16 protein-coding genes are annotated in these 16,528 nt (G+C 28.8%); 3 read left to right on the forward strand and 13 right to left on the reverse strand.

Translation table 11 applies throughout. From position 1 onward, the window contains the following. Positions 1 to 15: 15 nt before the first annotated feature. From msrA to HZY82_RS05275, 8 genes are all read right to left on the reverse strand, one after another. Positions 16 to 504 carry a peptide-methionine (S)-S-oxide reductase MsrA gene (msrA, locus tag HZY82_RS05240; RefSeq protein WP_135156085.1) on the reverse strand — a complete coding sequence of 163 codons (489 nt, stop codon included), beginning with the start codon at positions 502 to 504 and terminating at the stop codon, positions 16 to 18. A 16-nt stretch (positions 505 to 520) separates the two neighbouring features. Beyond that, positions 521 to 1,441, reverse strand: coding sequence for a YihY/virulence factor BrkB family protein (locus tag HZY82_RS05245; protein ID WP_135156084.1), 921 nt, complete (start codon positions 1,439 to 1,441; stop codon positions 521 to 523). Between the two features lies 1 nt (position 1,442). Further along, a complete protein-coding gene (locus tag HZY82_RS05250; RefSeq protein ID WP_135156083.1) occupies positions 1,443 to 1,622 on the reverse strand; it encodes a hypothetical protein in 180 nt (59 codons plus the stop codon). A gap of 105 nt (positions 1,623 to 1,727) precedes the next feature. Next, entirely contained in the window at positions 1,728 to 1,970 is a 243-nt protein-coding gene (gene rpsT, locus HZY82_RS05255; RefSeq protein ID WP_135156082.1) for a 30S ribosomal protein S20, read from the reverse strand. A 141-nt stretch (positions 1,971 to 2,111) separates the two neighbouring features. Then, positions 2,112 to 3,098 (reverse strand): DNA polymerase III subunit delta, encoded by a 987-nt coding sequence (holA, locus tag HZY82_RS05260; RefSeq protein ID WP_135156081.1) that lies wholly within the window; start codon positions 3,096 to 3,098, stop codon positions 2,112 to 2,114. After that, a complete protein-coding gene (locus tag HZY82_RS05265) occupies positions 3,098 to 5,053 on the reverse strand; it encodes a ComEC/Rec2 family competence protein (protein ID WP_135156080.1) in 1,956 nt (651 codons plus the stop codon). Before HZY82_RS05265 ends, holA begins: the two co-directional genes overlap by 1 nt. After that, positions 5,050 to 5,511 (reverse strand): ComE operon protein 2, encoded by a 462-nt coding sequence (locus tag HZY82_RS05270; RefSeq protein WP_179938904.1) that lies wholly within the window; start codon positions 5,509 to 5,511, stop codon positions 5,050 to 5,052. The genes HZY82_RS05265 and HZY82_RS05270 overlap by 4 nt, the downstream gene beginning before the upstream one ends. 3 nt (positions 5,512 to 5,514) lie before the next feature. Further along, positions 5,515 to 6,150, reverse strand: a complete 636-nt coding sequence (locus HZY82_RS05275; protein WP_135156078.1) for a helix-hairpin-helix domain-containing protein — start codon at positions 6,148 to 6,150, stop codon at positions 5,515 to 5,517. Between the two features lie 139 nt (positions 6,151 to 6,289). On the opposite strand from HZY82_RS05275, the gene HZY82_RS05280 reads away from it, so the two are divergent. The 3 genes from HZY82_RS05280 to HZY82_RS05290 all read left to right on the forward strand — a co-directional run bounded on the left by HZY82_RS05280 (position 6,290) and on the right by HZY82_RS05290 (position 9,053). Further along, complete coding sequence (locus HZY82_RS05280; protein ID WP_135156077.1) at positions 6,290 to 7,411, forward strand: cysteine desulfurase family protein; 1,122 nt, start codon at positions 6,290 to 6,292, stop codon at positions 7,409 to 7,411. Between the two features lies 1 nt (position 7,412). Continuing rightward, positions 7,413 to 8,522: a tRNA 2-thiouridine(34) synthase MnmA gene (gene mnmA / locus HZY82_RS05285; protein ID WP_135156076.1), complete on the forward strand. Its 1,110-nt coding sequence runs from the start codon at positions 7,413 to 7,415 to the stop codon at positions 8,520 to 8,522. Between the two features lie 144 nt (positions 8,523 to 8,666). Further along, entirely contained in the window at positions 8,667 to 9,053 is a 387-nt protein-coding gene (locus tag HZY82_RS05290) for a tautomerase family protein (RefSeq protein ID WP_167753214.1), read from the forward strand. Between the two features lie 173 nt (positions 9,054 to 9,226). On the opposite strand, the gene HZY82_RS05295 is transcribed toward HZY82_RS05290, so the two are convergent. The 5 genes from HZY82_RS05295 to HZY82_RS05315 form a co-directional block, all read right to left on the reverse strand. Then, the gene (locus HZY82_RS05295; protein ID WP_179938905.1) at positions 9,227 to 10,825 is read right to left on the reverse strand and encodes a CTP synthase; all 1,599 of its coding nucleotides are present in this window, start codon (positions 10,823 to 10,825) and stop codon (positions 9,227 to 9,229) included. Positions 10,826 to 10,957: 132 nt separating this feature from the next. Further along, complete coding sequence (locus tag HZY82_RS05300; protein ID WP_135156073.1) at positions 10,958 to 12,331, reverse strand: APC family permease; 1,374 nt, start codon at positions 12,329 to 12,331, stop codon at positions 10,958 to 10,960. A 174-nt stretch (positions 12,332 to 12,505) separates the two neighbouring features. Next, positions 12,506 to 13,915: a leucyl aminopeptidase gene (locus HZY82_RS05305; RefSeq protein WP_135156072.1), complete on the reverse strand. Its 1,410-nt coding sequence runs from the start codon at positions 13,913 to 13,915 to the stop codon at positions 12,506 to 12,508. A 10-nt stretch (positions 13,916 to 13,925) separates the two neighbouring features. After that, complete coding sequence (locus tag HZY82_RS05310; RefSeq protein ID WP_135156071.1) at positions 13,926 to 15,317, reverse strand: protoporphyrinogen/coproporphyrinogen oxidase; 1,392 nt, start codon at positions 15,315 to 15,317, stop codon at positions 13,926 to 13,928. A gap of 23 nt (positions 15,318 to 15,340) precedes the next feature. Then, a complete protein-coding gene (locus tag HZY82_RS05315; RefSeq protein ID WP_135156070.1) occupies positions 15,341 to 16,528 on the reverse strand; it encodes an ABC transporter permease in 1,188 nt (395 codons plus the stop codon).

Genomic DNA, 16,528 nt, shown 5'->3' on the forward strand with positions numbered 1-16,528 from the left:
CTTCTATTATTAATTTTACAATGGTTTTTTAGCTAAACTTAAATCAATATGGCAATAGCCTGCTGGGTTCTTATCAAGATATTTTTGATGATATTCTTCAGCATCCACATAATTTTTAACTTTTTCTACTTCTACAACTATTTTTTCTTTATACTTTTCTTGTTCTTTATCTATATAATCAAGTGCCACTTCTTTAGTAGCTTCATCTACATAGTAAATCCCTGTTCTGTATTGGCGTCCACGGTCTCCGCCTTGTCTATTTATACTTGTTGGATCTATAATCCTAAAGTAGTGGGCAAAAATTTCGTCAAGACTTATTAAGGCTTCATCATATCTTAAATACATAACCTCTGTATGATCAGTCACTTTTATATCTCTGTAAGTAGTGTTTTCAGTTTTTCCATTACTATAACCTACTTTTGTCATTTTTACCCCTTTTAGTTGTTTAAAGTATCCTTCTACTCCCCAAAAACAACCACCCGCTAAGTATATCTCTTTAATCATAACTTTTTCTCCTTTTTTATTCCTGCTTATAATCAATCACATCTTCATATGTTTCTACAAATTTTCTATTTTCTACTTTGTAATTATATAATATCGCATTTATCTCTGATCCTATGATCAAAATATAACCCGTAAAGTATAACCACATGATAAATAACATTATGGCTCCTATAGAACCATAAGTTTTTATATAGTTTGAAAAATGGTCAATATAGTAACCAAAAACTTTACTTATGGCAAACCAAGCAAGCGTTGCAAAAAACGCCCCTGGTACTGCTATTTTAAATGGCAACTTTATATTAGTTGCTAGTATGTATAATATTACAAATATAAAAAATGTAAATACTAATGGAAATACCGTCGTAATATAACTCCAAACTAGATAAAAATCATTATCTAATTCGAACTTTTTAAATAAAAGCCATGTCAATTGCCTACCAAATACAAGCAGAGCTAACATTACAAACATCGCTAACATCATAATAATTACAAGAAAAATACTGATTATCCTTGTAATTATCCACATTCTCTCTTCCTTAACTCTAAAAGATATATTAAAAGCATACATCAAACCATAAATTGCATTTGATGCTGACCACAATGTAAATATAATAGAAAATGTTAAGATTGTATTGTTTCTATTGTTTAATACCTCAGCTATCATATTGAATATATATTGTCCTAGACTTCCTGGTGCTACTATTTCTATTCTATTTAGTATGTAGTCTTGATTTATATTAAAATATGGAGTCAAAGATAATATAACCAATATCATTGGCAAGAATGATAATATAAAATAGTAACTAAGATTGGCTGATATTAATGAAATTTCATCATACATCAACCTATAGTAAAGTTCTTTTACAAACTTCTTAAAGGTCAATTTATTACGCGGATTCTCTTCTACAAACGAATAATTTTTATCCGGTATTAGCATTCTACTTTAATACTTTTGCCAATGTCTTCGCTATAGTATAGTATTTTGTTGCCTTTGTTAATTTTGAAGTTTTAGATGATTTAAAGCCACTGTTTAAAGATTTAGTTTTTTTATCCTTACTTAATAAAGAATATATAGTGTAGCCAATTCCTATAAGCTTAACTATTCTTCCTAATTTCATAGCAGATACCTCCTCTATCTAGTAATACGCTATATTATTATAATTATATCATTTTCTACTATATCTTTTCAATAAAAAAAACGATGCATATGCATCGTTCAAAAACTATTTGCTTAGACTTGATTTATATCTAGCTGCTGCATTTTTATGGATAAGGTTAGTCTTAGCTGCTTTATCAATTTTTTTGAAAGCAAAGTTTACTAATTCTGCAGAATTATCAGCACCCTCGGCTTTAGCTAATTTAGCTTTTTTGATAGCTGTACGCATTTCAGATTTCTTAGCTGTATTAGCAGCATTAATTTTAGAATCTTGACGTACACTCTTTACTGATGATTGAATATTTGGCATTCTTTTCACCTCCTAATAAAAATTTTTAACTACTAAGAAATATTAATTAATATTCTTAATTACGAATAATTAAGGTGTTGTAAAATACAACTATCTAATTATATCAGATTTATTTTATATTTACAAGATTTTTTATCTTTTTTATTTTGATAATTTTTCCATAAGTCTATTTATAAATAAATCTAATATTAAATACTTATTTATATAAGATGATTTCAAATCTTTATCACAATCTTTAGCCATTATTATACTATCAAATAAATCTTCTAAAGTATAATAATATACCATTCGTGCTGCTAGCTGTACTCTATAGGGATGGATTTTTAATTTTGTAGCTATATCTTTTTGATTATAATTCTCTTTAAGCAAAATTTTAACCTTGTAATATAGCCTAAGCTGTGAAGCTATAAGACCTAGCAACATAATCGGTTCTTCCGACTTTAACTTTAAAGATTCGAAAACTTTTCTTACATTTATATAATCTTTCTTAAATAGATAATCCGTTAGAGAAAAAACATCATATTCTAAGCTTCTTACTAATAAATTTTCAATATCTTCTTTCTCTACTTTAGATTTTCCTTTACAATAAATAGATAATTTCTCAAGCTCTCTTTTTATACCAACAAAGTCTAGCCTAGTGTACTCTATTAAAAAATTTGCAATTTCTTTAGTGATTTTTATCTTTTCATTCGTAAGATAATTTATTATGTATTTAGAAAGTTCTGCATCTTTGTAATTTTCAAAATTTATGATTTTCCCTACTTCTTTTATCTTTTTATTAATTTTTTTTCTACTATCTATTCCTTCTTCACAAGAAAATATCAACAAAACATCGGGATTATAATTAGAGATATACTCAAAAAGTAAATCTAAATCATGTTCAATTTTTATTTTTTTTCTTTTAGTTTGTAGAAATACTGAATTATCTGCCAATACTACCTTCTTATTTGAAAAAAATCCTGCTTCCCTGCATTCATAAAGCAAGTCTTCTATAGTGGATTCTAACATATTAAGCTTAATAAGATTAAAATCATCTACCTGATTATCTAAATATTCATTAATCAATTTATTTTTACTTTCTAGTAAAGCTTCTTTATTTTCTCCGTACAGTATAACAATATTTTTCATTATTTTTTAGACTTTTCCTCATTAATTATATATTCCTTATCCCTAAATTTTAACACTACTCTGTCAACACCATTATATATCCTCACTTCACCTAATTCATAAAACTTATTATCTTTAATTATACTTACCTTAATATTGTTCAAATTAGCTACTTGTATAACTTCTTCTATGTTTTTATGTTTTACTATGTTCTCTAAAATCAAAACTTGGTCTGCTTTCCCCTGAGAAAGTAGCCATGTAGCCTTGCCAATTTCTAATGGAGACACTTTTGTCAGTATTAAATAATTAAATTTTCGGATACCTTCAAAATCCATAAGATTTTTATATTGATTTATTATATCATAATCTTTAGTCTTTTTCCTAAAATCATTTTTAAAATCTGGATAATTATTGGATGTATTAATCAGTATAGTTTTACTCTTATTTCGCAGATAATAGACTGACTTACCATTCAGCTTTAATTCATATAAGTATTGATTATATTGAACACTATAATTTGCTATAAATAGAATAAGGCTCAAGAAAATTATTCCTAAAGTAAATTTCCTATAATCTTCTTTATTCAGATAAACTAAAGTAAGTATTACTACCAGCAAAACTAAGTAGATATAGTATGGACTTACTTTAGCAATAATCCATTTATTTGGTAAAAAGTTAAATATATCTAATACTTTATCATTTATATAAAAAACCAAATTTAATATAGGTTTGAAAAAAACATTAAACAAATCCACAGATACTAAAAATACAGAATAGGATACTATTACTATCGGAAAAATAATCATTGTGAAATATGGTACAAAAATTAAATTACTTAATATTGAAATAAAAGAAAAATTGTTGAAATAGTAAACTGTAATCGGTAGAGATGATATTCCAGCTATTAAAGAGACTTTAAATGCCTGTTCTAATTTACTTAGAGATTTTTTAATATACTCTCCCGACATTAATAAAGAAAAACTTATAAAAAATGAGAATTGAAAACCAATATCATATACATAATATGGATTTAAAAATAACATTAACAAGAATACTAAAAACAAAGCATCTAAACTTGCTAATATTAGTTTTTTAAAAATTATATATACTGCAATCATAGCTACAGCTCTAATTACCGAGGGTGAAAATCCAGCTAAGATTGCATATATTGGTAATATGATTAATATAATCCTATCTTTAATATTTTTTTCAATATTAAACTTACCTAATATAAAATATATGATTGAAAGTAAAGCAGCAACATGTAGTCCTGAAATTGCTAATAAATGGCTAATCCCTATATTTGCATAAATCTCTTTATCATTTTCTTCTAAATTTGATTTATCTCCGTAAATAAGTGCCTGCACATAACCAGCTTTATCCAAAAGCAGATTGTTATTTATATTTTGAATTGCCTTAGACCTTAATAAATTTATATTATTAAAAATTCCGTTTACCTTAGAAGACGTTTCTTTGATATCTTTTATAATAACTTGCTTATATACATAATGTTTATTTTGATAATCTTTGTAATCAAAAGAATAAAAATTTTTCTTTTCAGCAATATCTTTTATTTCTACTAATGCCTTAATCTGACCTCCATAAAATTTCTTTTCAAAAAACTCTTTTTCTTCTCGATTATTCAAGCTATAAGCAAGTTGTACATCTTCTCCATCAAGATTAGCCCTCGTTTTAAGATAATCTCCGTTAATAATAATTGGATTGGTTAGAGTTAAAATTACCTCTCTTTCCTGTGTATTCTGTAAGTTAGACATATGATTATTTATAGAAATATGCGATCTAATAAAAAAGGCCAAAAAAACAAGTACAAATAGCACTGTTTCTTTAACCTTTATCTCTTTCTTATTAAAAATATAAAGAAAAAGAAATATAAGTAATATCGCAGAAGCCAAAACTTTTTCAAAATTTAAAAGAATAGCTCCTAACGACAACAGAGCTAATAAAAATATCTTCATTTTTTCTTCATTCTAGTGATTACATCCTCTACCTGATAATCAACTTTTCTCACTATTATTCCAGATTTTTTTAATAATCCCTCTGCATATTTATTATTTTTATAATCTTCAGCATAACATATTTCTTTTATTCCTGCTTGAATAACTGACTTAGTACAATTCAAACAAGGAAAATGTGTAACATAAATTGTTGCACCATTAGTCGTGACTCCAAACTTAGCACACTGTAATAAAGCATTTACTTCAGCATGTATGGTTCTCATGCAATGACCATCTACGACTTTACAACCTGCATCAATACAATGTTCATCCCCTTGAATTGAACCATTGTATCCTCCTGCAATTATCCTTTTATCTCTTACTATCGTTGCACCTACACTAAGCCTTTCACAGGTTGATCTTAATGACAATAGATGACTCTGTGCCATAAAATACTCATCCCAAGATATTCTTTCCATTTCTTAAACCTCTATCTGATCTTTCATTTTTTCAAAACTAGCCTTACCTATTCCTTTAACTTTAGTTATGTCTTCAGGTTTTGTAAAATTACCTTTATTTTCCCTATAGTCAATTATAGCTTGTGCTCTAGTTTCACCTACACCTTTTAATTTCATAAGTTCCTCTTTACTAGCCAAGTTAATATTTATAGTCTGGGAAGGAGATGCAGCCACTTGATTTGTTAAAGAATTTTGAGTAACCACTCTCTCTCCTTTTTTCGAAATAACTATCATCATTTGATCTTTTAATTTTTGACTTAAATTAATGTTAGATATATCAGCATCTGCTAAAAGTCCCCCCGCTTTTTCAATAGCATCATTGACTCTATCTTTCACGGTCATTTCATATAAACCAGGACTTTTCACCTGTCCCTTAATATCTATAAAGATAACTTGATCTTCTGTAGTTTCTCCCACATTTGAAATTGATTCGGAAGTAAAACTGTATTCCTGAAATCCACTAGTAAATTGCTTATCTTTTTTATTATAATAAAAAAATAACAAGACTACAATTATTATTAAGCTAGTGATAAATGCTGGTAATATAGTTTTTATATTTTGTTTTATAAATATATATATTTCTTCTTTATTAAATCTCATACAATCACCTTCTTAATATCTATTATAATACATAAGAAAAACGCTGTCAAAACTCTAAATAAATTTATAGAGGTTTCTAAAATTGAGCATTGTATATAATTATGTTAAAATAATATTACTAATTAGAAAGAGGTTTTCCATGGAAAATATATATCTAGATTACGCAGCTACTTCTCTAAAACATTTCGATATATACGCTAGTGTTACTAAGAAATTAGAAAAAATCTATGCTAACCCTAGCAGTAACCATCAAATGGGGAAAACGGCAAATAAATTTTTCAAAGAAGCCAGAAGAAAAATTGCTGATTTTATTAAAGCTGAAGAAAAAGAAATTATCTTTACTTCTGGAGCAACAGAAGCTAACAATATGGTTTTCAACCATATTCGAGAAAAATTTAATTCCGGTGAAATAATCATTTCACAAATCGAGCATCCCTCTGTTATTGAATGTGCTAATAAACTTGAACATTTAGGCTTTAAAATTATTAAAATTCCAACTTTAAGTAATGGCCTTGTAGATATAAAATTATTAGAAAATCTTATCAATGATAAAACTAGACTTATTTCTATAATGTTAGCAAATAATGAAACAGGGATAATTAACCCCATAAAGAAAATTACATCATTAGCTAAAAAACATAATATTCTAGTTCATTCTGATATTGTTCAAGCATTTGCTAAAATTCAAATTGACGTTAAAGAACTTGGTGTAGACTTCGCATCGGTGTCTGCCCACAAAATAGGTGCCACTAATAATTTTGGTTTTTTATATGCAAAAAATGCTGATATTAAACCATTATTAATTGGTGGTGGCCAAGAAAACAATCTTAGATCAGGAACTAGTGATCTTTTTGGAGCTATGGTTCTAGCTGATTGCATAGAAAAAACTTGGAAAAATAAAGAACATTTGGAAGAATTAAAAGAATATCTACTAGCTGAATTAAAAACATCTCAAATTGCTTATGAGTTGAATTCTGACACTAAGCTATCTCTTCCAAATATAATCAATATATATTTTAAAAATATACAAGCACAGAGATTAATTACTTACCTAGACATTAATAATATTTTTATTTCCGGAACATCTGCTTGTTCATCCGGTTCCCTAAGAGCAAGTAAAGTAATTACTAATATCTTTGATCAAGCCCGAGCAGAGTATTCAGTAAGAATTAGTATAGGTTTTGATACTACAAAAGAGAAACTTGATAGCTTAGTATATAAGATAAAAAATTTAGAAGAAAGAATTTTAAAAAGAGGTTAATATGACAAAGAAAAAAGTTGTTGTTGGTATGAGTGGTGGTGTTGATTCATCAGTTACCGCCTACCTATTAAAAGAACAAGGTTACGATGTAATCGGTGTATTTATGAAAAACTGGGAAGATAAAGACGAAAATGGTGTTTGTACTTCTGATCTTGACTACTCTGATGTTATCAAAGTTTGTGAACAATTAGATATTCCCTATTACTCTATAAACTTTGAAAAAGAGTACTGGGATAAAGTGTTTTCATACTTCCTTGATGAGTATAAAAAAGGAAGAACCCCTAATCCAGATATCATGTGTAACAAAGAAATTAAATTCCGTGTGTTTTTAGACTACGCTTATGATTTAGGGGCTGATTATGTAGCAACTGGTCATTATGCAAGAACTATAAAAAAAGATGGAGAAATACTCCTTCTCAGAGGGGTGGATGATAATAAAGATCAGACTTACTTCCTTAGCCAATTAAGCCAAAAACAACTGAAGGATATTATATTCCCTATCGGACACTTACAAAAGTCTGAAGTTAGAGAAATTGCAGAAAAAGCTGGTCTAGCTACTGCTAAGAAAAAAGATTCAACTGGAATATGTTTTATCGGGGAAAAAAACTTTAAAGAATTCTTATCTCAATACCTACCAGCACAAAAAGGTAAAATGATTGATCTTGATGGAATTGAACGAGGGCAGCATCAAGGTCTTATGTACCACACTATAGGACAAAGACATGGTCTTGGAATCGGTGGTACTAAAGATACTCAAGGGGGAGCTTGGTTTGCATGTGGTAAAGACTTAGAGAAAAATATACTGTATGTTTGCCAAGGCTTCCATAATCCTGCCCTGTATTCAGATTCACTAATAGCTTCTTCCCTATCATTCACTACTAACAATAACTTTGGAAAAGAATTTGAATGTACAGCAAAATTTAGATACAGACAAAAAGATATTAAAGTAAAAGTACAAGTTCTACAAGAGGGTAATGTAAAGGTTATTTATGATGAAGCAGTTAGAGCTGTAACTCCTGGACAAGCAGTTGTATTCTATGACAGTGATCTATGTCTAGGTGGTGCAATTATTGATGAAGTCTACAAAGAGGGAAATAAATTAAAACTATAAGAAATCGCAAATTAAAAATTGCGATTTTTATTTACAATTAATAATTTTCAGAAAAAAATATATTATTATCTTTTTATTTTATTGACAATTCTTAATTATTGTTTTATAATAAGAATTAAGAATTTTATGAAAGAGGTAATTATTATGCCAATAGTACAAGTCGACTGGACAGTCAAAAAAACAGCTGAAGAAAAAAGAGAATTTATGGATTTTATAGCAGATTCAATTAATGAGGCAACTGGAACTATTCAAAAAAATGTTTATGTTTATATAACTGAGTGGGAAAAAGAAAACGCTCGTAAAACTGCACCTGTTATTCGTGTGGACTGGACCGATATGCCAGACACCAGAACATACGCAGCTAAGCAAGTTCTTTTTAAAAAATTCACTGATAAGTTACGTGAATTAACTGGAGAAGACCCAAGCGATATTGTAATTATCTTCAATGACATCCCCCTATATAATGCTTATATCAACTACACTACTAGATATGAGTGGATGGGTGAAAATGACTTTAAGGATAAAAAATAATTAAAAACAAATAAAATTATAAAAACTCCAAGAAAAATTTTCTTGGAGTTTTTATAATTTTGAATTTCTCTTTGATAATAAAGCTAAACATCGATTTTAGATGTATAATCCAAAAAAGGAATTACTAAGCAATTTAGGACTATATTCCACTGTTTGTATTAAGTATCATACTTTTATCTACTTTCAGCACTAGCTTTGATAAATCCATCAAATAATGGGCTGGGTGCTTCTGGTCTTGATTTAAACTCTGGGTGATATTGAGCAGCCACAAACCATGGGTGATCTTCAATTTCTACAATCTCTACAAGCCTTTCATCTGGACTAACTCCTGATAAAATTAGCCCTTTTTCTTCTAATAGTTTTCTAAAAGTATTATTGAATTCATATCTATGACGGTGTCTTTCACTAATTAATTCAGATCCATAAACTTCATGAGCTTTTGTCCCTACTTTTAATTTACAGTCATAAGCACCTAATCTCAATGTCCCCCCCATATCAGTCACATTTTCTTGATCTGGTAATAAATCAATAATTGGATAAGGCGTATTTGCATCAAGTTCTGTTGAATGTGCACCATTTAAGCCTGCAACATTTCTAGCAAACTCAATAGAAGCCAATTGCATTCCTAAACAAATTCCTAAAAATGGAATTTTGTTAGTACGTGCATGCTTGATCGTAGTAATTTTCCCTTCAACTCCTCGATCACCAAATCCTCCTGGAATTAATATACCATCTTTTCCAGCTAAATAATCAGCAACATTTTCTTCTGTAATATCTTCAGATTTAATCCAATCAATGTTAATTTTAACATTATGTTTATATCCCGCATGCTTTAATGATTCAGCTATGGAAATATAAGCATCTTGTAATTCTACATACTTTCCTACTAAAGCAATGTTTACTTCTCTCTCTAAATTGTTTACTTTATCTACTAATCCCTGCCATTCTGTCATATCAGCTTCCTGAGCTTCTAAATTAAAATGTTTTAATAAAATATTGTCAATTTTTTGTTTTTTCATATTTAATGGAATTTCATACAGATTGTTAACATCTCTTGATTCAATGACATTTTCTTTTGGTGTATCACAGAATAATGAAATTTTAGCACGCAATTCATCTGTCAATGGTAATTCATTTCTCACCACGATAATATCAGGCTGTATACCTAATCCCCTTAACTCTTTAACAGATTGCTGAGTAGGTTTTGTTTTCATCTCCTTAGCAGCTTTAATATAAGGTAATAAAGTACAGTGGATAAAACATACATTCTCCTTACCTAAATCTGAACGAATTTGTCTAATCGCTTCTAAGAAAGGTAATGATTCGATATCTCCAGTAGTTCCACCAATTTCTGTGATTACCACATCCGCATCTGTTGATTCTCCTGCTAGCAATACATTTGCTTTAATTTCATTAGTTACATGAGGAATTACTTGAACAGTACCTCCTAAATACTCACCTTTTCTTTCTTTCTCAATAATTGTTGAATAAATTCTTCCGGCTGTTACATTAGAAAATTGGCCTAAGTCCTCATTAATAAATCTTTCATAGTGACCTAAATCTAAATCTGTTTCTGCCCCATCTTCTGTTACGAAAACTTCACCGTGTTGATATGGGCTCATAGTTCCAGGATCGACATTTAAATAGGGATCAAATTTTTGCAAAGTAACTTTCAATCCTCTATTTTTTAATACACGTCCAACAGACGCTGCTACAATCCCTTTCCCTAAAGATGATACAACTCCACCTGTTACAAAAATATATTTTGTCATTTCAATCTCCTCTCACATAAATAAAAATAAAAATCCCCCTACACCTAAGCATAGGGGGATAGTTTATACATCACTCGTTTTTAGAGTGCCCATAAATTATAATAGCATACTATCGTAACTTATGCAAGTTAATTATTTTGCCTTTGAATTTTTAATTGAATACATAAAGTAAATTACTGCTCCAACTAGCATCCATCCAATTGTAATTAACCAAGTTGTCAATGTTACACTTGTTATTATTAAAAATATAAAAATTGCAATTGCTAATCCTGGAACAAATGGCATTGCCGGAACTTTAAATCCTCTCTTAGCATTTGGATGTGATTTTCTAAATTTTATAGTTGCATAAGCTACCAACATAAATGCAATAATTGCAGCTACTGTTGCAATTTCTGATAGTTGACCTAGAGGTAAGAATCCTGCAAAGAAAGCTGTTAGTAATCCTGTTATCCAAGTTAATCTATTTGGAACTTGATTTTTATTTACTTTTGCTAATGAGTTAGGTAACAATCCATCTCTGGCCATTGTAAAAGCAATCCTTACTGCAGCGTACATAAATGATAAAACTCCTGCCATAAGACCAATCGATGCACCTAATGAAATTAACCAAGCTGCTTTAGTTTGTCCTACTTCAGTTAATACATAAACAAGTGCATTACCAGTTCCTAATTGACTGTAAGGAACAACACCCGTTAATACTAAACATACGGCTATATATAATGACGTACAAACAAGCATTGTAATTAAAATTGCTTTAGGTAGTGTTTTTTCAGGATTAATAGTTTCCTCTGCAGATGTAGAAATAGCATCTAAACCTAAATAAGCAAAGAATACAGTAGTGGCACCAACCATTACCCCTGAAAAACCTGCTGGAGCAAAATCATTTGTCCAATTTTCAATATTAATATGGAATGACCCTACTACAATAAATAATAAAACTATAGATACTTTTATAAAGGCTAAGATATTATTTATCATTTTACTTTCACTTGTTCCCCTAGTTAAAAGGACTGTTAATAATAAAATTGCAATTATAGCTGGAGCATTAGCTATTCCCCCATCTTGCGGAATAGTAGTGAACTTCTCTCCTAAATTAATTCCCATACCTGATAACAATGAATTGAAGTATTTAGACCAGCCATTAGCAACTGCAGCTGCTGTCAGGATATAACCTCCTAATAATACCCATCCTATCTTATAAGCAATAATTTCTCCTAAAACAACATACATATATGAATATGTTGAACCACTTGATGGAATTGCTGATGCCATCTCAGCATAACATAAAGCTACGATAGTACACGCAAGTCCTGCAAGTAAAAATGAAAAAATTACTGCTGGACCTGCACTAGCTGATGCAACTCCTGTTAAAACCATAACTCCTGAACCCACTATAGCGGCAATACCAAACAATACTAAATCTAAAGTACGCATTGTTGGTTTAAATGATTTTTGACCATTTTCTGCTATAACTGACTCAAGAGATTTTTTTCTGAATAAACTCATTTTTATCTCCTTTTATATTTAATTGTGATTCTTTAATTATAATACTATTGTAAAAATTTGTAAATTAATAAACCCTAATATCCATGCATAAAATCCACAATTCAAAATTTTTGTAATTTTACAATTGTAATTTTCAAAATAAAAGAGAGCTTTCGCTCTCTAAGATTTATTTTATTATTTATTTAGTAAATTATATAGAGCTTTTACATGAACCCCTGTTGCATTCACTGGCTGGTACTTATATGGCATACTTAAATAAGATGTTCCAGCTATATCCAAATGAATCCAAGGAATATTTTTATCAGCTAAGAACTCTTCTATAAATAATCCTGCTGTAATCATTCCACCAAAACGGCCACCAGTATTCTTAATATCTGCTACCCTTGATTTATTTCTTTCTCTATAAGAATTATCCATCGGCATTTGCCATACTCGCTCTCCTGCATTTTTTGCAGCTTCCTTAAAGTCATCAAAGAAATCCTGTTTATTGCTTAATGCACCTGTATAATCTTCTGCTAAAGCTACTAAACAAGCTCCTGTTAAAGTAGCAATATCAATTACTTTTGTTACTCCTAATTCTTTTGTTGTATAATATATTGCATCAGCAAGAGTTATGCGTCCTTCAGCATCTGTATTATCTACTTCGATAGTTTTTCCAGATAATGAATAAATTACATCTCCTGGTTTATAAGAAGATGATGACACCATATTTTCACAAGCTGCCACTACTGCTACTAGGTTAGTTTTTAATTTTCTCTTAGCAACAAGTTCCATAGCTGCAATCACTGTTGCAGCTCCCGCCATATCAGAATTCATACTAGTCATACTATCACTTGGCTTTAGTGAATATCCCCCTGTATCGTAAGTAACACCTTTTCCGACTAATCCTAAAACTTCTTCTGCATCTGGATTATTTAAATATTTCATTACGATAAATCTTGGTTTTCGACTACTTCCACGTCCTACTGATAGAAAAGCTACTAGCCCCATTTCTTCCGCTTGCTTTTCATCATAAACCTTAACATCTACACCAACTGCTGATAATTTTTCTTTTGCTATATTAGCCAAAGTCTCTGGATACAAATATTCCGCTCTCTCATTTACTAAATCTCTAGCAAAAAATATTGAATCTATAACATCTTTTGCTTCTTGAACAGCCATATTAAAGTCTTTTTCAGATAATTGTGTATTAATGTGTACTCTTATTTGCTCTTTATCTTCTTTAAGAGTCTTATATTTATCAAATTCATAAGTTGCGTGATATAGCCCTTCCACTACCGCTTTTAGCAATTCCACATCATCTTGAATAGAAATTGTAAATTCATATTCTTTCTTGCCAATCAAATCTTTTAATAACTTAAAGTAAGCTTCACGATAAGTATCTGCAATAAATTCATCTGCATTACCTAAACCTAGAAAGGCCTCCTTGCTACTATTAAAAGGTAAATGCGTAAATACTTGTCCTATTTCTCCAGAAAACAACTTTTTATCTTCTGCGTATCTAAATAGTTCCGAATTTTGACTATCACCCTTAAATAATTCCGTAACATTTACCCCTGCACTAGTATTGTATTTTAATTCCATAATTTTTCACCTACATTTGTTCTATTATTTCTTTAGCTGCTTCTCTAGCCTCTATTATTGTTTCTTCTAAATTTATTGCTTTTTTTGAGTGCCCTATAAAATAAATATTTCCATATTTCTTTTTAAAATATCTATCCAGCTCTCTCATATATCTACTATATTTAATATCAGCATATATATAGTTTCTCTCAGCTCTAGTTACAAGAGCTTTCTCTATTTCTAGATTCTCATGAATAGTAAATAATTCTGAATGTATAATATTTATTATTTCCTCATCCGTTTTCTTCAATAAATCTCTCACCTTATCTTGTCTATTTACATAAGCTCTTAGCATGTGAATATTTCTTGATTTAATATCAATCCATTTATTACTCACATATTCTAACTTTGTAGTGTATGTATCAACTTCTTTATCAAATATTATTTCACCAATTTCTGGATTCACTTGCAAGCTATTCTTATTTAAGATGAAAATTACAACTAAATTATCTACATATTTAAGTCCCTTGTAATACCTTTGTAATCTAATATCATCTTGAAACCAAGGTAAGAATTCTCTATGTTTTACAGAAACTATTATATAATCATAAAAATAATCTCTCCCATCAATTGTAATTACATACTTATCTTCTCTTCTTTCAAGCTTTTCAACTTTATTATCAAACCTTATAAATACTCTATTAGAAAAGTATGACTCTAAATTTTCTAAAAATGATCTTAAAGTAAACCTTAATTTATATTCATTAGATCTTACTATATTATCCTTTAAATCATCATCATATAATTTCCTAATTTTATTCTCCAAATCACTACCATTTTGTATTTCTGCTAATTCAGGCATTAGTAACTTAATGCTTTGTTTCGATACATCACTACCGTAATGACTGGTAAGCACAGGCTCTACTATTTTTTTATAAACATTACTATTTAATGTACTTTTAAAATAATCTTCTACTGTCAATCTATTAATATATTTTAAATTTTTATTTTTATGTAATTTTAAAAAAATTGATAATTTTTCTTTCACAGAAAAAATTCCACTCTGCATCAGTTCAAACTTATCTAAAGGGTATGTATACAGCATTCTTTCCGGTAAACTTTTTATACCATCTTTTGTGTAAATTAGTTTATAGACTTTTTTACTCTTTATTAAATATCTGTATAATCCTAACTCAATCATTACTTGATATAGAATCCCTGCATCAGTTATTGAATTATGCCATCCACTATCATATATTTCTTGCTTATATTCAAATTTTCCAATTTTATCCCTAGCAAATTCACTTTGTTTCTCAATAATATCAATACTCATTTTTTTAGATTTAGCACTAGCTAACCTATCAAGAAAATAAGCTATACTTACTCCAGATATTCCTCCACCAATTACAGCAATATTCTTCATTACTTACCTCCTTTCAAAAAAGTTCACTTTTTTAGTAATGTATAATTTAAAAATGTTGATACTATAAGAATTAATCCTAGATACATAATCCTATCTAAGCTAAGTCCTAATACTGTCATACTTACAACTATAAGAAGTAATGTAGCAAGTAACATAAGTATCTGAAGCATATTTCTAAAACTATCTATCTTTATCTTCTCAGGTACTGGTAATATATAAAACCACAAACTTTCATTAAGTTTTTTATAAAGTGGTATTAACTGAATAATAGCCAAATAATTAAATGATACAATTATAAACATGGTTGCATATATATTAACTAAACCATATATAAATAAACTTGCCAATAAAAATAATCTTATCAATAAAAATACCGTATTCTCTTGTCTTAAAAATGCTCTAATATAATAATATGCATATGTATTTTCATTTTTAAAGTTATTTTCATCTAGTTTAGGTAATACGATATCCAAATATTTTCTTCTATTAACTTTCACACTATCTAGTGGCACATCTGTAAACATATTGACAAACTTTAGGTACTTTTCATTTCTTTCTTCATCATATTCTGCTGCTCCTTGCCAATTAATATTACTACCAATGCTTTTTTTAGAAACTAAATAAAAAACTAATGCAATGACAAACCCTAAGTTGAAGAAATTAATAAATACAAAATTTAAACTTGCTAATATATATATTCCAAATAAAATCCCCTTATCTTGATTACTTAATTGCCCATATATAATCTTCTTTTGCTTAAATAAGACTCCCACTATATTAATAATGAATAGTGATATTGCAAAACTTATCACATTCATTTTACCTATTCCCAATTTTTCAATTATTGGATATAGTGATAGCATAAAAACTACTGTAATTGTCAACTTTAAAATCAGTGGACTAATTTGAAGAGATTTTTCTACGTCTCTATATTTATTTTCCAAAGGTAATATAAATACTGCATCAGCTTTTTTTATAAATGTTTTTATTTTTACAAGCGTAAGTAGATATGACATAAGTGTTAAAATAAGTATTAAAATTAAATATAGTTGAATTCTAGATGCTGACTTTAACCAAGAAGAATAATTAAATATAATAGCTCCAACCACAATTACTAAAAACATAATTAAATGTGAATTAAATATATATTTATTATATAGTACTCTCTTACTATTTTCCTTATTTATTCTAAAAACAAAAATTTCTTTCAT

Origin of the sequence: Gemella sp. GL1 (assembly GCF_013415365.1) — a bacterium.
Classification (GTDB): domain Bacteria; phylum Bacillota; class Bacilli; order Staphylococcales; family Gemellaceae; genus Gemelliphila.